General features: G+C 69.7%; 9 protein-coding genes and 1 rRNA gene. 1 reads left to right on the top strand and 9 read right to left on the bottom strand.

The genetic code is table 11. The features are described from left to right. Positions 1-94: 94 nt before the first annotated feature. Together KME66_RS21610 and KME66_RS21605 are read right to left on the bottom strand one after the other, a co-directional pair. Positions 95-1,622, bottom strand: a 16S ribosomal RNA gene (locus tag KME66_RS21610). Between the two features lie 697 nt (positions 1,623-2,319). Then, complete coding sequence (locus KME66_RS21605; protein ID WP_216324966.1) at positions 2,320-3,327, bottom strand: stage II sporulation protein M; 1,008 nt, start codon at positions 3,325-3,327, stop codon at positions 2,320-2,322. Positions 3,328-3,446: 119 nt separating this feature from the next. On the opposite strand from KME66_RS21605, the gene KME66_RS21600 reads away from it, so the two are divergent. Continuing rightward, positions 3,447-4,532: an RDD family protein gene (locus KME66_RS21600; RefSeq protein WP_216324964.1), complete on the top strand. Its 1,086-nt coding sequence runs from the start codon at positions 3,447-3,449 to the stop codon at positions 4,530-4,532. On the opposite strand, the gene KME66_RS21595 is transcribed toward KME66_RS21600, so the two are convergent. The 7 genes from KME66_RS21595 to KME66_RS21565 form a co-directional block, all read right to left on the bottom strand. Next, positions 4,529-5,191 (bottom strand): hypothetical protein, encoded by a 663-nt coding sequence (locus tag KME66_RS21595; protein WP_216324962.1) that lies wholly within the window; start codon positions 5,189-5,191, stop codon positions 4,529-4,531. The genes KME66_RS21600 and KME66_RS21595 overlap by 4 nt on opposite strands. A gap of 194 nt (positions 5,192-5,385) precedes the next feature. Next, entirely contained in the window at positions 5,386-6,840 is a 1,455-nt protein-coding gene (ahcY, locus tag KME66_RS21590) for an adenosylhomocysteinase (protein WP_216324960.1), read from the bottom strand. Between the two features lie 277 nt (positions 6,841-7,117). Beyond that, the gene (locus KME66_RS21585; protein ID WP_216324958.1) at positions 7,118-8,104 is read right to left on the bottom strand and encodes a cation diffusion facilitator family transporter; all 987 of its coding nucleotides are present in this window, start codon (positions 8,102-8,104) and stop codon (positions 7,118-7,120) included. 90 nt (positions 8,105-8,194) lie between these two features. Then, positions 8,195-9,370 carry a mannose-6-phosphate isomerase, class I gene (gene manA, locus KME66_RS21580; RefSeq protein ID WP_216324956.1) on the bottom strand — a complete coding sequence of 392 codons (1,176 nt, stop codon included), beginning with the start codon at positions 9,368-9,370 and terminating at the stop codon, positions 8,195-8,197. Positions 9,371-9,740: 370 nt separating this feature from the next. After that, complete coding sequence (locus KME66_RS21575; RefSeq protein ID WP_216324954.1) at positions 9,741-10,877, bottom strand: SIS domain-containing protein; 1,137 nt, start codon at positions 10,875-10,877, stop codon at positions 9,741-9,743. 150 nt (positions 10,878-11,027) lie between these two features. Beyond that, positions 11,028-11,210 carry a Trm112 family protein gene (locus KME66_RS21570; protein ID WP_216324952.1) on the bottom strand — a complete coding sequence of 61 codons (183 nt, stop codon included), beginning with the start codon at positions 11,208-11,210 and terminating at the stop codon, positions 11,028-11,030. Positions 11,211-12,140: 930 nt separating this feature from the next. Continuing rightward, positions 12,141-13,508 carry a phosphomannomutase/phosphoglucomutase gene (locus tag KME66_RS21565; protein ID WP_216324950.1) on the bottom strand — a complete coding sequence of 456 codons (1,368 nt, stop codon included), beginning with the start codon at positions 13,506-13,508 and terminating at the stop codon, positions 12,141-12,143. Positions 13,509-13,563 lie beyond the last annotated feature (55 nt).

Below are 13,563 nucleotides of genomic sequence, written 5' to 3'. Positions count from 1 at the left end.
CGAATAGTCAACGTTCCACCCATGAGCTGACCACCGTCGGACATCTGCCGACGTAGTGGCTCTGGATTCCTTGCGGAATCTAGATGCTCCTTAGAAAGGAGGTGATCCAGCCGCACCTTCCGGTACGGCTACCTTGTTACGACTTCGTCCCAATCGCCAGTCCCACCTTCGACAGCTCCCTCCCACAAGGGGTTGGGCCACCGGCTTCGGGTGTTACCGACTTTCGTGACGTGACGGGCGGTGTGTACAAGGCCCGGGAACGTATTCACCGCAGCAATGCTGATCTGCGATTACTAGCAACTCCGACTTCATGGGGTCGAGTTGCAGACCCCAATCCGAACTGAGACCGGCTTTTTGAGATTCGCTCCGCCTCGCGGCATCGCAGCTCATTGTACCGGCCATTGTAGCACGTGTGCAGCCCAAGACATAAGGGGCATGATGACTTGACGTCGTCCCCACCTTCCTCCGAGTTGACCCCGGCAGTCTCCTGTGAGTCCCCATCACCCCGAAGGGCATGCTGGCAACACAGAACAAGGGTTGCGCTCGTTGCGGGACTTAACCCAACATCTCACGACACGAGCTGACGACAGCCATGCACCACCTGTATACCGACCACAAGGGGGGCACCATCTCTGATGCTTTCCGGTATATGTCAAGCCTTGGTAAGGTTCTTCGCGTTGCGTCGAATTAAGCCACATGCTCCGCTGCTTGTGCGGGCCCCCGTCAATTCCTTTGAGTTTTAGCCTTGCGGCCGTACTCCCCAGGCGGGGAACTTAATGCGTTAGCTGCGGCACCGACGACGTGGAATGTCGCCAACACCTAGTTCCCAACGTTTACGGCGTGGACTACCAGGGTATCTAATCCTGTTCGCTCCCCACGCTTTCGCTCCTCAGCGTCAGTAATGGCCCAGAGATCCGCCTTCGCCACCGGTGTTCCTCCTGATATCTGCGCATTTCACCGCTACACCAGGAATTCCGATCTCCCCTACCACACTCTAGCTAGCCCGTATCGAATGCAGACCCGGGGTTAAGCCCCGGGCTTTCACATCCGACGTGACAAGCCGCCTACGAGCTCTTTACGCCCAATAATTCCGGACAACGCTTGCGCCCTACGTATTACCGCGGCTGCTGGCACGTAGTTAGCCGGCGCTTCTTCTGCAGGTACCGTCACTTGCGCTTCTTCCCTGCTGAAAGAGGTTTACAACCCGAAGGCCGTCATCCCTCACGCGGCGTCGCTGCATCAGGCTTTCGCCCATTGTGCAATATTCCCCACTGCTGCCTCCCGTAGGAGTCTGGGCCGTGTCTCAGTCCCAGTGTGGCCGGTCGCCCTCTCAGGCCGGCTACCCGTCGTCGCCTTGGTAGGCCATTACCCCACCAACAAGCTGATAGGCCGCGGGCTCATCCTTCACCGCCGGAGCTTTCAACCCCGTCCCATGCGGGACAGGGTGGTATCCGGTATTAGACCCCGTTTCCAGGGCTTGTCCCAGAGTGAAGGGCAGATTGCCCACGTGTTACTCACCCGTTCGCCACTAATCCACCACCGAAGTGATTTCATCGTTCGACTTGCATGTGTTAAGCACGCCGCCAGCGTTCGTCCTGAGCCAGGATCAAACTCTCCGTGAATGTTTACCCGTGATCGGGTGCACACACACGAGAGCGGAACAACCGGTCGGAATAAGACCCGTTGTTCACAGCGTCCTCGCTGTGTATTTCAAAAGGAACCGCGTCCCGACCAAAACGGCCGGAGACGGGGTATCAACATATCTGGCGTTGACTTTTGGCACGCTGTTGAGTTCTCAAGGAACGGACGCTTCCTTCGGTCCCGTATCACCGGGCCCCTCCGGGCGCTTCCCTTCATTTTTTCTTTGTCCTGCTGTCTTGCGTTTCCGACTCTATCAGACTCTTCCGTGTCCGATTCCCGGTCGAAGCGGGCCGTGCAGTTTCGCTTTCCAGGTCCACCGCTTTCGCGTTTTCCCTTTCCGGCGGTTCCAACTTACCAGACTCTTTTCCGTTCCGTTTCCGGTCCGAATTCGATTTCCGGTGGCCTGTGGAGTGGCCTTGCCTTTCGGCGGACTCGACTTTATCAGAATCTCGCGGGGCGTAAGAACAACCCGAGTGATGTGAAGAAGAGGAATCATTTGGCTCGGCGGAGTCAAGAATCAAGAACTCCTGCACGAGCGGGATAGACATTATGCGCTCATCTCGAACCTGTCCAGTCCGAGGCAACCGTTCAAATCTACCTCCCCACATCTGCCGTGTCAACGGTTTTGTGGGCGAGGGAGACACTAGCAGCTCAGCAGCGGTGAAAGCACATCGGTGGTCAGGCTGCGGTGGGAAGTTCGGCGCTGCGTTCGACCGCTGCGAGGTCGCCCGTGTCGCCGGCGCGTGCCGCGCGTCCGCCCAGGATGTAGACGTACGCAAGAAAGGCCAGCTCAGCGGCGATGCCGATGGTGATCCTGGCCCAGGTCGGGAGACCGGACGGGGTCACGAAGCCCTCGATGAGCCCGGAGACGAACAGGACCAGGGCCAGGCCGATGGCCATGCCCAGTGCGGCGCGGCCCTGCTGAGCCAGAGCGGTCCGGCGTGACAGGGGGCCCGGGTCGATCACCGCCCAGCCGAGGCGTAGTCCCGTGCCCGCGGCCACGAACACCGCGGTCAGTTCGAGCAGGCCGTGGGGCAGCACGAGGCCGAGGAAGACGTCGAGCCGGCCCGCGGAGGACATGAGGCCTATGCCGACGCCGAGGTTCAGCATGTTGAGGAAGAGGATCCAGATCACCGGTATGCAGAGGAACGCCCCCAGGACCAGGCACAGGGCCGCTGCCTGCGCGTTGTTCGTCCATACCTGTGCGGCGAACGACGCCGCGGGATGGCTGGAGTAGTAGGTCTCGTACTCTCCGCCCGGCCGGGTCATCGCGCGCAGGTCTTCCGGCGCCGCGATCGCGGCCTGCACCTCGGGGTGCGTACCGATCCACCAGCCCAGCAGTGCTGCCACCACGGTCGAGAGCACCGCCGTGGGCACCCACCAGTGGCGCGAGCGGTAGACGGCTGCCGGGAATCCCGTGGTGAGGAACCGGGCCGCGTCCCGCCAGGAGGCCTTGCGGGTGCCCGTCACGGTCGACCGGGCGCGCGCCACGAGCTGCGTGAGGCGTCCGGTGAGGAGCGGGTCGGAGCTGCTCGACTGGATCAGCGAGAGGTGCGTCGCCGTGCGCTGGTAGAGGACGACCAGTTCGTCCGCTTCCGCACCCGTGAGGCGGCGCCCTCGGCGCAGGAGGTGTTCCAGGCGGTCCCACTCCGTGCGGTGGGCGGTGACGAAGACGTCGAGGTCCATGGGCGTCTGTTGCTCCAGGCGAAGGGGCGTACGGGTCCGTACTGCTGCGGCGCGCTGGCGGCCAGCTTGGCAGACTGGGCCCGGCTGGGGCAGGGAAGGTCGGCGAAGGGTGGGGTTCGATGAGTGAGCTGGTGACCGGTGACGCGGTCGTTCTGGGCTTGAGGCCTGCTCGGCTGCCCAGCCGGGCGCTGGCGTGCGCCATCGATCTGGCGGTGACGCTCGCCGCCTTCCTTCTGGTGTCGATGGTGCTGGGCATCGCTTCCGCCGCCCTCGATGAGGCGGCCGTCGCGGCGATCGGGGTCGCCTCGTTCCTCCTGGTCCTGATCGGCGGACCCGTCGCGGTGGAGACGCTCAGTCAGGGGCGCTCGCTGGGGAAGCTGGCCTGCGGACTGCGGGTGGTGCGGGACGACGGCGGGCCGATCCGGTTCCGGCACGCGCTCGTGCGGGGGGCCATGGGGCTCGTCGAGATTCTGCTGACCTTCGGCGCCGTGGCCTCCATCGCGTCCCTGGTGTCGGCGCGGGGGCGCCGGATCGGTGATGTGTTCGCCGGAACGCTGGTGATCCGGGAGCGCGTCGCCGCGACGGGACGGTCCGTCGCCGTGCCGCCTCCCCCGCCCTGGCTGGTCGGCCGGTTCGCGGAGCTGGATCTGTCGGGCGTACCGGACGAGCTCTGGTCGGCGATCCGGCAGTACCTGACGCGGATGCAGCAGCTGGACCCCGGCGTGGGTCGGTCGATCGCGGAGCGGCTGGCCGGTGAGCTGGTCGCGCGGACGGGGGCGGCCGCGCCGCAGGGCGTTCCCGCGGCCGCGTTTCTGGCCGCGGTGGTGCACGAGCGGCAGTCCCGGGATGCTCGGCGCCTGTTCGCGGGTTCACGGGCCGGGGGGTACGTCGAGGGCTCCGTGGCTCCAGGGGCCGCGGGGGCCGGTGGGTTCGGCGGGGGTGCCCGCGTTGGTGGGGGGAACCGGGTGGTCGGTACAAGCGGGTCTGTCGGTGGGGGGCCCTCCGTCGGTGGGGGCCAGTTTGCCGCGGGGGACCGCTCGCCCGCCGGGGTGCACCCTGTCGGTGGGAACGAATCTGTGGATGGGAGGGGATCCGGCGGTGGGAGTCCCGCCGGGGCCGGTTTCCGGTCGGGAGCCGATGGCGTCGGTGATGACCGGCAGCGGCGTGGGGGTGCTGCCTCGGGCGGATTCGCTCCGCCCGGCTAGTCGTTCGCCGGCCTGTCCCTGTCCGTCGCGTCGGGGTCCGACCCGTGAGCGCGCGGGGACGGGGGTGTCTCCAGGTGTTCGAGCTCGATGCCGGGGGCCGCGAGGACCACGTCGCCGGCGATGTGGACGGCGTGCCGCTCTCCGGTGTCCAAGGCGCTGACCTGGTATTCGTCCACGATCAGGGGGCCGTTGTCAGTGGCGTGCGCTTCACTGTTCATCAGGGCCCAGGACTGGTCGACGGTCCTGGGTGCGAGGACCGGGTCCGTGAAGGTGACCACGCGGACGCGGGTCGTGGGGGAAGCGGGGGTGAGGCGCAGAAGGCGGGTCATGGCGATGAGGAATGCGGGGGACGTGCCGGCGAAGGTGTGGGCACGGACGTTGCCTTCGGTGGCGTGGCTGCCGGTGGGATCGGTCCGGACCCAGGTGACCCCTTCCAGGGCCGCTCCTCGTACCTGCCAGCTCGCGGCATGGAGTTCGAGGCGGATGGGCCGGCCCAGTTCGTCCAGGGCGAGGTCGACGGAGCCGAGATGGTCTCCGGAGGGGGATGTGGTCTGGGAGACGTAGCGCCAGCCGGAAGGGCCGGGGGCGCAATGGAAGTGTTCTTCGCCGAGGGGGGTGTGATCGTGAAGGTCGTGGAGCGAATACCTGCCGCGGGGCATGGGGTCCTTCGGGTTCCTCGGGCTGTGCGGGGGCGGTAACGGGTGCAGGCCCCCGGCACGGGGGTGCGGGGGCCTGCACTCGGATCTGCTGCGGACGGCGACGCATCTGCCGCGGGACTGCTGCGGAACTGCCGCTGGATGCTGTGACGCCGCTCGGCGTTCGGAAGGCCGGCCTTCCGAACGCCGGGAGTGGATCAGTAGCGGTAGTGGTCGGGCTTGTACGGTCCTTCGACCTCGACGCCGATGTACGCCGCCTGCTCGGGGCGCAGGGCCGTGAGCTTGACGCCGAGGGCGTCGAGGTGGAGACGGGCGACCTTCTCGTCGAGGTGCTTGGGCAGCACGTACACGTCGGTCGGGTACGCCTCGGGCTTCGTGAACAGCTCGATCTGCGCGAGCGTCTGGTCGGCGAAGCTGTTCGACATCACGAACGAGGGGTGCCCGGTCGCGTTGCCCAGGTTCAGCAGACGGCCCTCGGACAGCACGATGAGAACCTTGCCGTCGGGGAACGTCCAGGTGTGGACCTGCGGCTTGACCTCGTCCTTGACGACACCCTCGATCCGGGCCAGACCGGCCATGTCGATCTCGTTGTCGAAGTGGCCGATGTTCCCCACGATCGCCTGGTGCTTCATCCGGGCCATGTCCTTGGCCATGATGATGTCCTTGTTGCCCGTCGTGGTGATGAAGATGTCCGCCGTCTCCACCACCTCGTCCAGCGTCGTCACCTGATAACCGTCCATCGCCGCCTGCAGCGCACAGATCGGGTCGATCTCCGTGATGATCACCCGGGCGCCCTGCCCCCGCAGCGACTCCGCACACCCCTTGCCCACATCCCCGTACCCGAACACCACAGCGGTCTTCCCGCCGATCAGAACATCGGTGGCACGGTTGATCCCGTCGATCAGGGAGTGACGGCACCCGTACTTGTTGTCGAACTTCGACTTCGTCACCGCGTCGTTCACATTGATCGCCGGGAACAGCAGAGACCCGTCACGGTGCATCTCGTACAGGCGGTGCACACCCGTCGTCGTCTCCTCCGTGACACCACGGATCTCCGACGCCAGCTGCGTCCACTTCTGCGGGGCCTCACCCAGAGTCCGGTTCAGCAGAGTCAGGATGTGGGCGTACTCCTCACTGTCCGCCGTCGACGGGTCCGGGACCGCTCCCGCCTTCTCGAACTCCACACCCTTGTGAACAAGGAGAGTGGCGTCCCCACCGTCGTCCAGGATCATGTTCGGGCCCCCCGTGGGAGTACCCGGCCAGGTCAGCGCCTGCTCCGTGCACCACCAGTACTCCTCCAGCGTCTCCCCCTTCCAGGCGAACACCGGGACACCCGCAGGAGCCTCCGGAGTACCCTCCGGACCGACCGCGATCGCGGCAGCCGCGTGGTCCTGGGTGGAGAAGATGTTGCAGGACGCCCACCGGACCTCCGCACCCAGGGCGACGAGGGTCTCGATCAGCACAGCGGTCTGCACCGTCATGTGCAGCGAACCGGTGATCCGGGCACCAGCCAGCGGCCGGGCAGCGGCGAACTCCTCACGGATCGACATCAGACCGGGCATCTCATGCTCGGCAAGCGTGATCTCCTTACGCCCGAACGGGGCGAGGGAGAGATCGGCGACCTTGAAGTCCTGGCGGTTGGTCGTCGTCATAACGGGCTGCTCCTCGTGATGGGTCGAGGGTGGGCTTGGCTGGGCTGACTCTGCGGCGCGACGGGCACAGGAATGCCCGGGCGATTCGCAGTGCAGTCCGTCGGAGGCCCTCTCTCCCTCGCCCGGCTCGCTGGTGCCAGCCGGTCGACCGCCATCAGCAGCGACGTCTGTGTTCCTATCCGAATCTACACCGAACGGCCCAGTGGGCCCCAGCCCCTTCGGAGAGAGGGGCCTGTGTGCGGGGTGACCGGGCCGATCGGGGCTGGTGTGGGGTGGGTCAGTGGCCGGAATCGCTCGGGTTCTCGGCCGGGCCGTCGAGCGTCCTGCCCGGGTTGGTTCCGGTCGCGGCGGCCTGCGCGTTGTAGATGTCCGGCTCCAGGTAGATGACCCGGGCGATCGGGACCGCGTCGCGGATGCGGTGCTCGGCCGCGTTGATGGCCTCGGCGACCTCGGCGGCGGTCTCGTCGTGCCGGACCGCGATCTTGGCGGCGACCAGCAACTCCTCGGGGCCGAGGTGCAGGGTGCGCATGTGGATGATGCGGGTGACGGTGTCGTCGTCCACCACGGCTGCCTTGATCTTCTCGACGTCCTCGATACCGGCGGACTCGCCGAGCAGGAGGGACTTCGTCTCGACGGCCAGGACGATCGCGATGAGGATCAGCAGGATGCCGATGCAGAGGGTGCCGATGCCGTCCCAGACGCCGTTGCCGGTGGCGAGGGCGAGGCCGACGCCGCCGAGCGCCAGAATCAGGCCGACGAGGGCGCCGAGGTCCTCCAGCAGGACGACCGGCAGTTCGGGGGCCTTGGAGCGGCGGACGAACTCGGTCCAGGAGCGGTTGCCGCGGGTGAGATTGGACTCTTTGATCGCCGTACGGAAGGAGAAGAGCTCGGCGATGATCGCGAAGACCAGGACCCCGACCGGCCAGTACCATGCCTCGATCTCGTGCGGGTGCTTGATCTTCTCGTAGCCCTCGTACACCGCGAACATGCCACCGACCGAGAAGAGGACGATGGAGACGAGGAACGCGTAGATGTAGCGCTCACGGCCGTAGCCGAAGGGGTGTTCGGGGGTTGCTTCGCGCTTCGCCCTCTTGCCGCCGAGCAGCAGGAGTCCCTGGTTGCCCGAGTCCGCGAGCGAGTGGACGCTCTCCGCGAGCATCGACGAGGATCCACTGAAGAGGAACGCCACGAATTTGGCCACGGCGATCGAGAGGTTGGCCGCGAGTGCCGCCACGATCGCCTTGGTTCCGCCTGACGCGCTCATGAGTGTGTGCTGTCCCTTCGTCGGTGCGCGGCGCTGCGTGCCGCCGCGGCGAGGCGGCACATTGTTGCAGCCGCCGCAACGGCCGGTGGGTCAGACCGCCACGGTGGCCCGGAAGAGTGTGCCCGGTCCCGTCGCCTCGACACGCTCGCCGGCCGGGACGTAGGCCGACTCTCCTGGTGCCAGGGCGAGTTCGCCGACCGTGACGGTGTCCGCCGTGCAGAGCAGGATCTGCGGGGTGGAGGCGGTCAGATCGGTGGGGGCCGCCCCGGAGGCGAGGGTGTAGCGGGACAGGGCGAACTCGTCGGCCGGGGTGTCGTAGCGCTCCTCGCCCGACGGGGTGGCCTCCGGGCGCAGCACGCCGGGCTCGGTGGCCTCGAAGCGGACGATCCGCAGGAGTTCGGGGACGTCGATGTGCTTCGGGGTCAGGCCGCAACGCAGCACGTTGTCCGAATTGGCCATGATCTCGACGCCGAGGCCGTCGAGATAGGCGTGCGGGACGCCCGCCCCGAGGAACAGGGCCTCCCCCGGCTGGAGTTCCACATAGTTCAGCAGCATCGCCGCGAGGACCCCCGGGTCTCCGGGGAAGTGGTGGGCGATGCGGGCGTACGGGGCGTGGGCGCCGCCGAGGCGTTCGGCGGCGGCCGCCGCCTCCGTCACGGTCTCGGACATCTGCGCCGGGTCCGCGCCGAGGATCGCCGTGAGCACCTCGCGGAGGGCCGCCTCCTCGGGGTGGGCGCGGAGGAGGTCCACGTACGGCTTGAGGGAGTCGACTCCCAGCGCATCCATCGCGTCGGCCGCCTCGGCGGGCGGGCGGAAGCCGCACAGACCGGCGAAGGGGGTGAGGGCGCAGATCAGCTCGGGCTTGTGGTTGGCGTCCTTGTACGTGCGGTGGGGGGCGTCGATCGGGACGCCCCGGGCCTCCTCGTCGGCGTACCCCTCGCGGGCCTGGTCCAGGTCGGGGTGGACCTGCACGGAGAGGGGGGCGCCGGCGGCGAGGAGCTTCAGGAGGAAAGGGAGGCGGGGGCCGAACCGGGTGACGGTCGGCGCGCCCAGCTCACCTTCCGGGTCGGCGTCGATGGCTTCGGTGAGGGCCAGTTCGGTCTCGCCGGAGGCGGTGGTGCGGGTGATCCGTGAGGGCGCTCCGGGGTGGGCTCCCATCCACATCTCGGCCTGCGGTTCGCCGGTGGGCGCGATACCGAGCAGGGCTGGGATGGCCGTGGTGGACCCCCAGGCGTAGGGGCGCACGGTGTTGGACAGCCGGTCCATGGAGTCGTCCTCGGGTGGAGCTGGGCGGGTGGGTCGTGCACCAGGGGTATCAGAGTTGGGTGAGGCCCTGGCGTCGGTGGGGTGGCCGGGGGGTGAGGGACGGGTGGGTGGGTGAGGTGGGGTGGGGGTTCTGGGTGGGCCTGTGGGGTGGCCTGAGGGGCCTGTGACCCGTGGGGCCCGTGAGGCTTGGGGCCTGGGGTGCGTGGGGCCTGGGGGTGCGTGGGTGGGTGGTCGGGTGCGCCTTGCCAGGTGTGGTCAGCCTCGCCGAGTGCGGTTCGCCTTCCCGAATGCGGGTGCGCCTTGCCGGGTGCGGTGCGCCCCCGGCGCGGTTCGCCTTGCCGTACGGGGGCGGCTCGGCGTGTCCTGCGTGTCAGGGCTGGGGTGCCGAGGCCAGCGAGAGGTAGACCGCAGCGAAGTCGGTGATCGCGAGCAGTTCGGCGACGGCTTCCAGGTCGCCGCCCTCCTCCGGCTCCAGTTCGCTGACGGGTGTGTCGTGGCCGAGCGCCAGCTCCCGGGCCGCCGGGTAGGCGCTCAGGCCTCCCGTCGCGCGGTCCCGGAGCAGGACGACCCGGGCTCGCAGCGTCTCGCCCTCCTCGACCCGGTCCCGGAAGAAGTCGTCGGGGTCCGCGCCGGCCGCGAAGTCCCCGGCGAGAAGGGTGCCGTGCGAGGGCAGCGCCTCGGGGAGCTGCGCGGTGAGAGCGGGCCGGCCCGCCAGTTCGGCCAGGACGGCGGCGAAGCGGCGACCCACCGGGCCCGCGGCCTCGCCCTCCGTCCACAGCAGCGGCAGACTGTCCGCGAGCTCGGCGGCGAGTGTCTTGGCCGGGTTGCTGTACGTGGCGACGGCCGGGCCGCAGCGTTCCGCGGTGCGGTCCAGCCGGTCCGCCACCTTCTGCAGGTCCTCGGGGGGCGCGGTCACCAGGCCGACCCGGTCCAGGAGCGCCAGCAGGGGGGTGAGCAGCGCCCACAGCGTGCCGGGACCGGCGGCCGAGGTCTCCGCGTCGTACTCACCGTGCGGGGCGGCCGCCATCGGCACGACCAGACCGTGTACCCCGTCGACCGCCTCGCGCAGCGGTGATCGGGTGGGGGCGACGGCGACGACGGTGCAGCCCCGGCGGTAGGCCTGCTCGGCGAGCAGGGCGAGTCCGGGCTCGGAGCCGTCGGCGGTCGCGATGAGGAGCAGGTCCACGGATCCGGCCCAGCCGGGCAGAGCCCAGCGCAGGGCGCCGGGGGCGGGGGCGACGCCCGTGGGGTGGATACGGATGACGGGGGCGGCCGCGCCCGCCAGGGCGCCGATCAGGTCGGCGACACCGGAGGCGGCGGTGCCGGGGCCCGCGACGAGGACGGCGCGGGGCCGGCCCTCGGGGGTCAGGCCGCCGATGCCCGCTTCGGCGGCGTGCCGGGCGGCGGTACGGACCCGGGCGCCGGCCTCGGCTGCGCCGCGCAGCAGTTCACGGCGGTCGGCTCGGGCCAGGGCCTCCGGGGCGTCGAGCAGGGACTCGTCGAGCATGGCGGTGGGCCTCCGATCACCGGGTGGGGTGCGGGCTGCGGATACAGGGGCGGGGCAACCCCGGCCTGGCTTGCCCCGGTGCGGCGCCGGGGCGGGCCGCCCGCGCCTGCGGTCTGCTGCCCCGCCGTCCCGTACGGGTGTCGCTCGCGGTCAGACGGGCCGGCGGGCCTCGTCGACGAGAAGAACCGGGATGCCGTCCCGGACCGGGTAGGCCAGGCCGCAGTCGTCGCCCGTACAGACCAGTTCGGGGGTGTCGGCCGCCGAACGGTCGTCGAGCGGGGAGTGGCAGGCCGGGCAGGCCAGGATCTCCAGGAGGCCGGCTTCGAGCGCCATGGGGTGAGTCCCTTCGAGCATGCGAGTTCCGATCCGCGTGGATCAGGCGTCGTCAGCCTACCGCTGGGGTGGAGGGGGCGCGGCCTGGCCCGGGGGAGGAAACGGGGGATGGTGGCGGAGCGGGGCGGGTCGGGGGTGCTGGCTGGGCCGGGCGGGCTGGGTGGGCCGGGCGGGCTACGGCTTGAGGCCCCGGGGGCGTGGTCGGCCGGGCGGGGCCGGGCTTGACGGCCCCGGGGGTCCGGCCTGAGGGCCAGGGGGTGAAGTGGGCCGGGCGGGGCCGGCTTGCGGCCTGGGGCGGGCCCAGCGGGGCGAGGCGGGCCCGGCGGGGGCGAGGTAGGTCGCGCGGGGCCGACTTGAGGGCCGGGGGCGAGGTCGGCCGGGCGGGGCCGACTTGAGGCCTGGGGGCGGGCCCAGCGCGGGCGACGCGGGCCGGCGGGGTCCGGCTTGAGGGCCAGGAGGTGAGGTCGGCAGGGCGGGCCCGGCGGGGGCGAGTTGGGCCCCGGTGGGGTCCGGCTTCAGGCCCTGAGAGGGCGAGGTCGGCCTGGCGGGGCAGGGCTCGCGGTCCCGGGGGGCCCGGCGGGGTCCGGCTTGAGGCCACGGGCAAGTCCGGGCTTGAGGGCCGGGGGCGGGGTGGGCCAGCGGGTGGGTGCTTCCGGTGGGCCTCTTCTCTGCCCCTTCTTCCCTGCCCGCCTCCTCCCAGTCCGCCTCTTCCCTGCCCGCCCCCCCTTCCCGTGACCGGGCCCCGCCCCTGGCCCCCTTGTCCGCAAGCGCCGGACGGGCTGATCCTCGGGGCCTCCGCCCCGGGCCCCGTCCCTCGAACCCGCAGGGGCGGGAAGGGGCCCGGACCGGCCGGCGGAAGCGCCGGGAAGCCGGAGAGCCAGAGAGTCGGAAAGCGCCCTCGGGCGGGCCGGAGTCCGTGTTCCGTGCGGGTCAGGCCCGGATCAGGCCCAGGACCTCGTCGCGTACCGCTGCCATGGTCTTCTCGTCCCCGGCCTCCACGTTCAGCCGCAGCAGCGGTTCCGTGTTCGAGGCCCGGAGGTTGAACCACCAGTCGGAGGCGGTCACCGTGAGGCCGTCCAGGTCGTCGAAGGTGATACCCTCGCGGGTGCCGTACGCCTCCTTGACCTGGGTCAGGCTGGCGGTCTGGTCGGCGACGGTGGAGTTGATCTCGCCCGAGCCGGCGTACCGGTCGTACTCCGCGACCAGCTCGGACAGCGGCTTCTGCTGGCCGCCGAGTGCGGCAAGCACGTGGAGCGCGGCGAGCATGCCCGTATCCGCGTTCCAGAAGTCGCGGAAGTAGTAGTGGGCCGAGTGCTCGCCGCCGAAGATCGCACCGTGCTCGGCCATCTCCGCCTTGATGAACGAGTGGCCGACCCGGGTGCGGACCGGGGTGCCGCCGTTCTCGCGGACCACCTCGGGGACGGACGAGGAGGTGATCAGGTTGTGGATGACGATGCCCTCGCCGCCGTTGCGGGCCAGCTCGCGGGCGGCCACCAGGGCCGTGATCGCGGACGGTGACACCCCCACGCCCCGCTCGTCGACCACGAAGCAGCGGTCCGCGTCGCCGTCGAAGGCGAGGCCCAGGTCGGCGCCCTCGGCGCGTACGCGGGCCTGGAGATCGACGATGTTCTTGGGGTCGAGCGGGTTGGCCTCGTGGTGGGGGAAGGTCCCGTCCAGCTCGAAGTACATCGGTACGAGGTCGAGCGGGAGGCCGTCGAGGACCGTGGGGACCGTGTGGCCGCCCATGCCGTTGCCCGCGTCCACCACGACCTTCAGGGGGCGGATCGTCGTCAGGTCGACCAGGCCGAGGAGGTGGGACGCGTAGTCGGTGAGGGTGTCGCGTTCCGTGATCGTGCCGGGGGTCGTGGCCGCGGCGGGCCGGGGCTCTCCTTCCGACCACTGCTCGACGAGTGTGCGGATCTCGGCGAGGCCGGTGTCCTGGCCGACCGGGGCCGCGCCCGCCCGGCACATCTTGATGCCGTTGTACTGCGCCGGGTTGTGCGAGGCCGTGAACATCGCCCCGGGGAGGTCCAGCGCCCCCGACGCGTAGTAGAGCTGGTCCGTCGAGCAGAGGCCGATGAGCGTGACGTCCGCGCCGCGGGCGGCCGCGCCGCGCGCGAACGCCCCGGCCAGGGCAGGTGAGGTCGGGCGCATGTCGTGGCCGATCACGATGGCGTCGGCGGCCGTGACCTGGACGAACGCGGACCCGAAGAGCTCGGCCAGCGACTCGTCCCACTGGTCGGGCACCACTCCGCGCACGTCGTACGCCTTCACGAGCTGCGACAGATCAGCAACCACGGCCGGTCCTCCTGGGGGTCTCTGCGGACCGCCCAAACTACCCGGCCGGGAAGTG

The sequence above is a fragment of the Streptomyces sp. YPW6 genome, from assembly GCF_018866325.1.
Lineage (GTDB): Bacteria > Actinomycetota > Actinomycetes > Streptomycetales > Streptomycetaceae > Streptomyces.
The sequence above is the reverse complement of the archived record's forward strand: the minus strand, read 5'-3'. Positions and strand labels throughout refer to the sequence as shown.

Coding starts and splice junctions, on each gene's coding strand:
- KME66_RS21605 (WP_216324966.1), bottom strand. CDS start 3,327: ATGGACCTCGACGTCTTCGTCACCGCCCACCGCACGGAGTGGGACCGC.
- KME66_RS21600 (WP_216324964.1), top strand. CDS start 3,447: ATGAGTGAGCTGGTGACCGGTGACGCGGTCGTTCTGGGCTTGAGGCCT.
- KME66_RS21595 (WP_216324962.1), bottom strand. CDS start 5,191: ATGCCCCGCGGCAGGTATTCGCTCCACGACCTTCACGATCACACCCCC.
- ahcY (WP_216324960.1), bottom strand. CDS start 6,840: ATGACGACGACCAACCGCCAGGACTTCAAGGTCGCCGATCTCTCCCTC.
- KME66_RS21585 (WP_216324958.1), bottom strand. CDS start 8,104: ATGAGCGCGTCAGGCGGAACCAAGGCGATCGTGGCGGCACTCGCGGCC.
- manA (WP_216324956.1), bottom strand. CDS start 9,370: ATGGACCGGCTGTCCAACACCGTGCGCCCCTACGCCTGGGGGTCCACC.
- KME66_RS21575 (WP_216324954.1), bottom strand. CDS start 10,877: ATGCTCGACGAGTCCCTGCTCGACGCCCCGGAGGCCCTGGCCCGAGCC.
- KME66_RS21570 (WP_216324952.1), bottom strand. CDS start 11,210: ATGGCGCTCGAAGCCGGCCTCCTGGAGATCCTGGCCTGCCCGGCCTGC.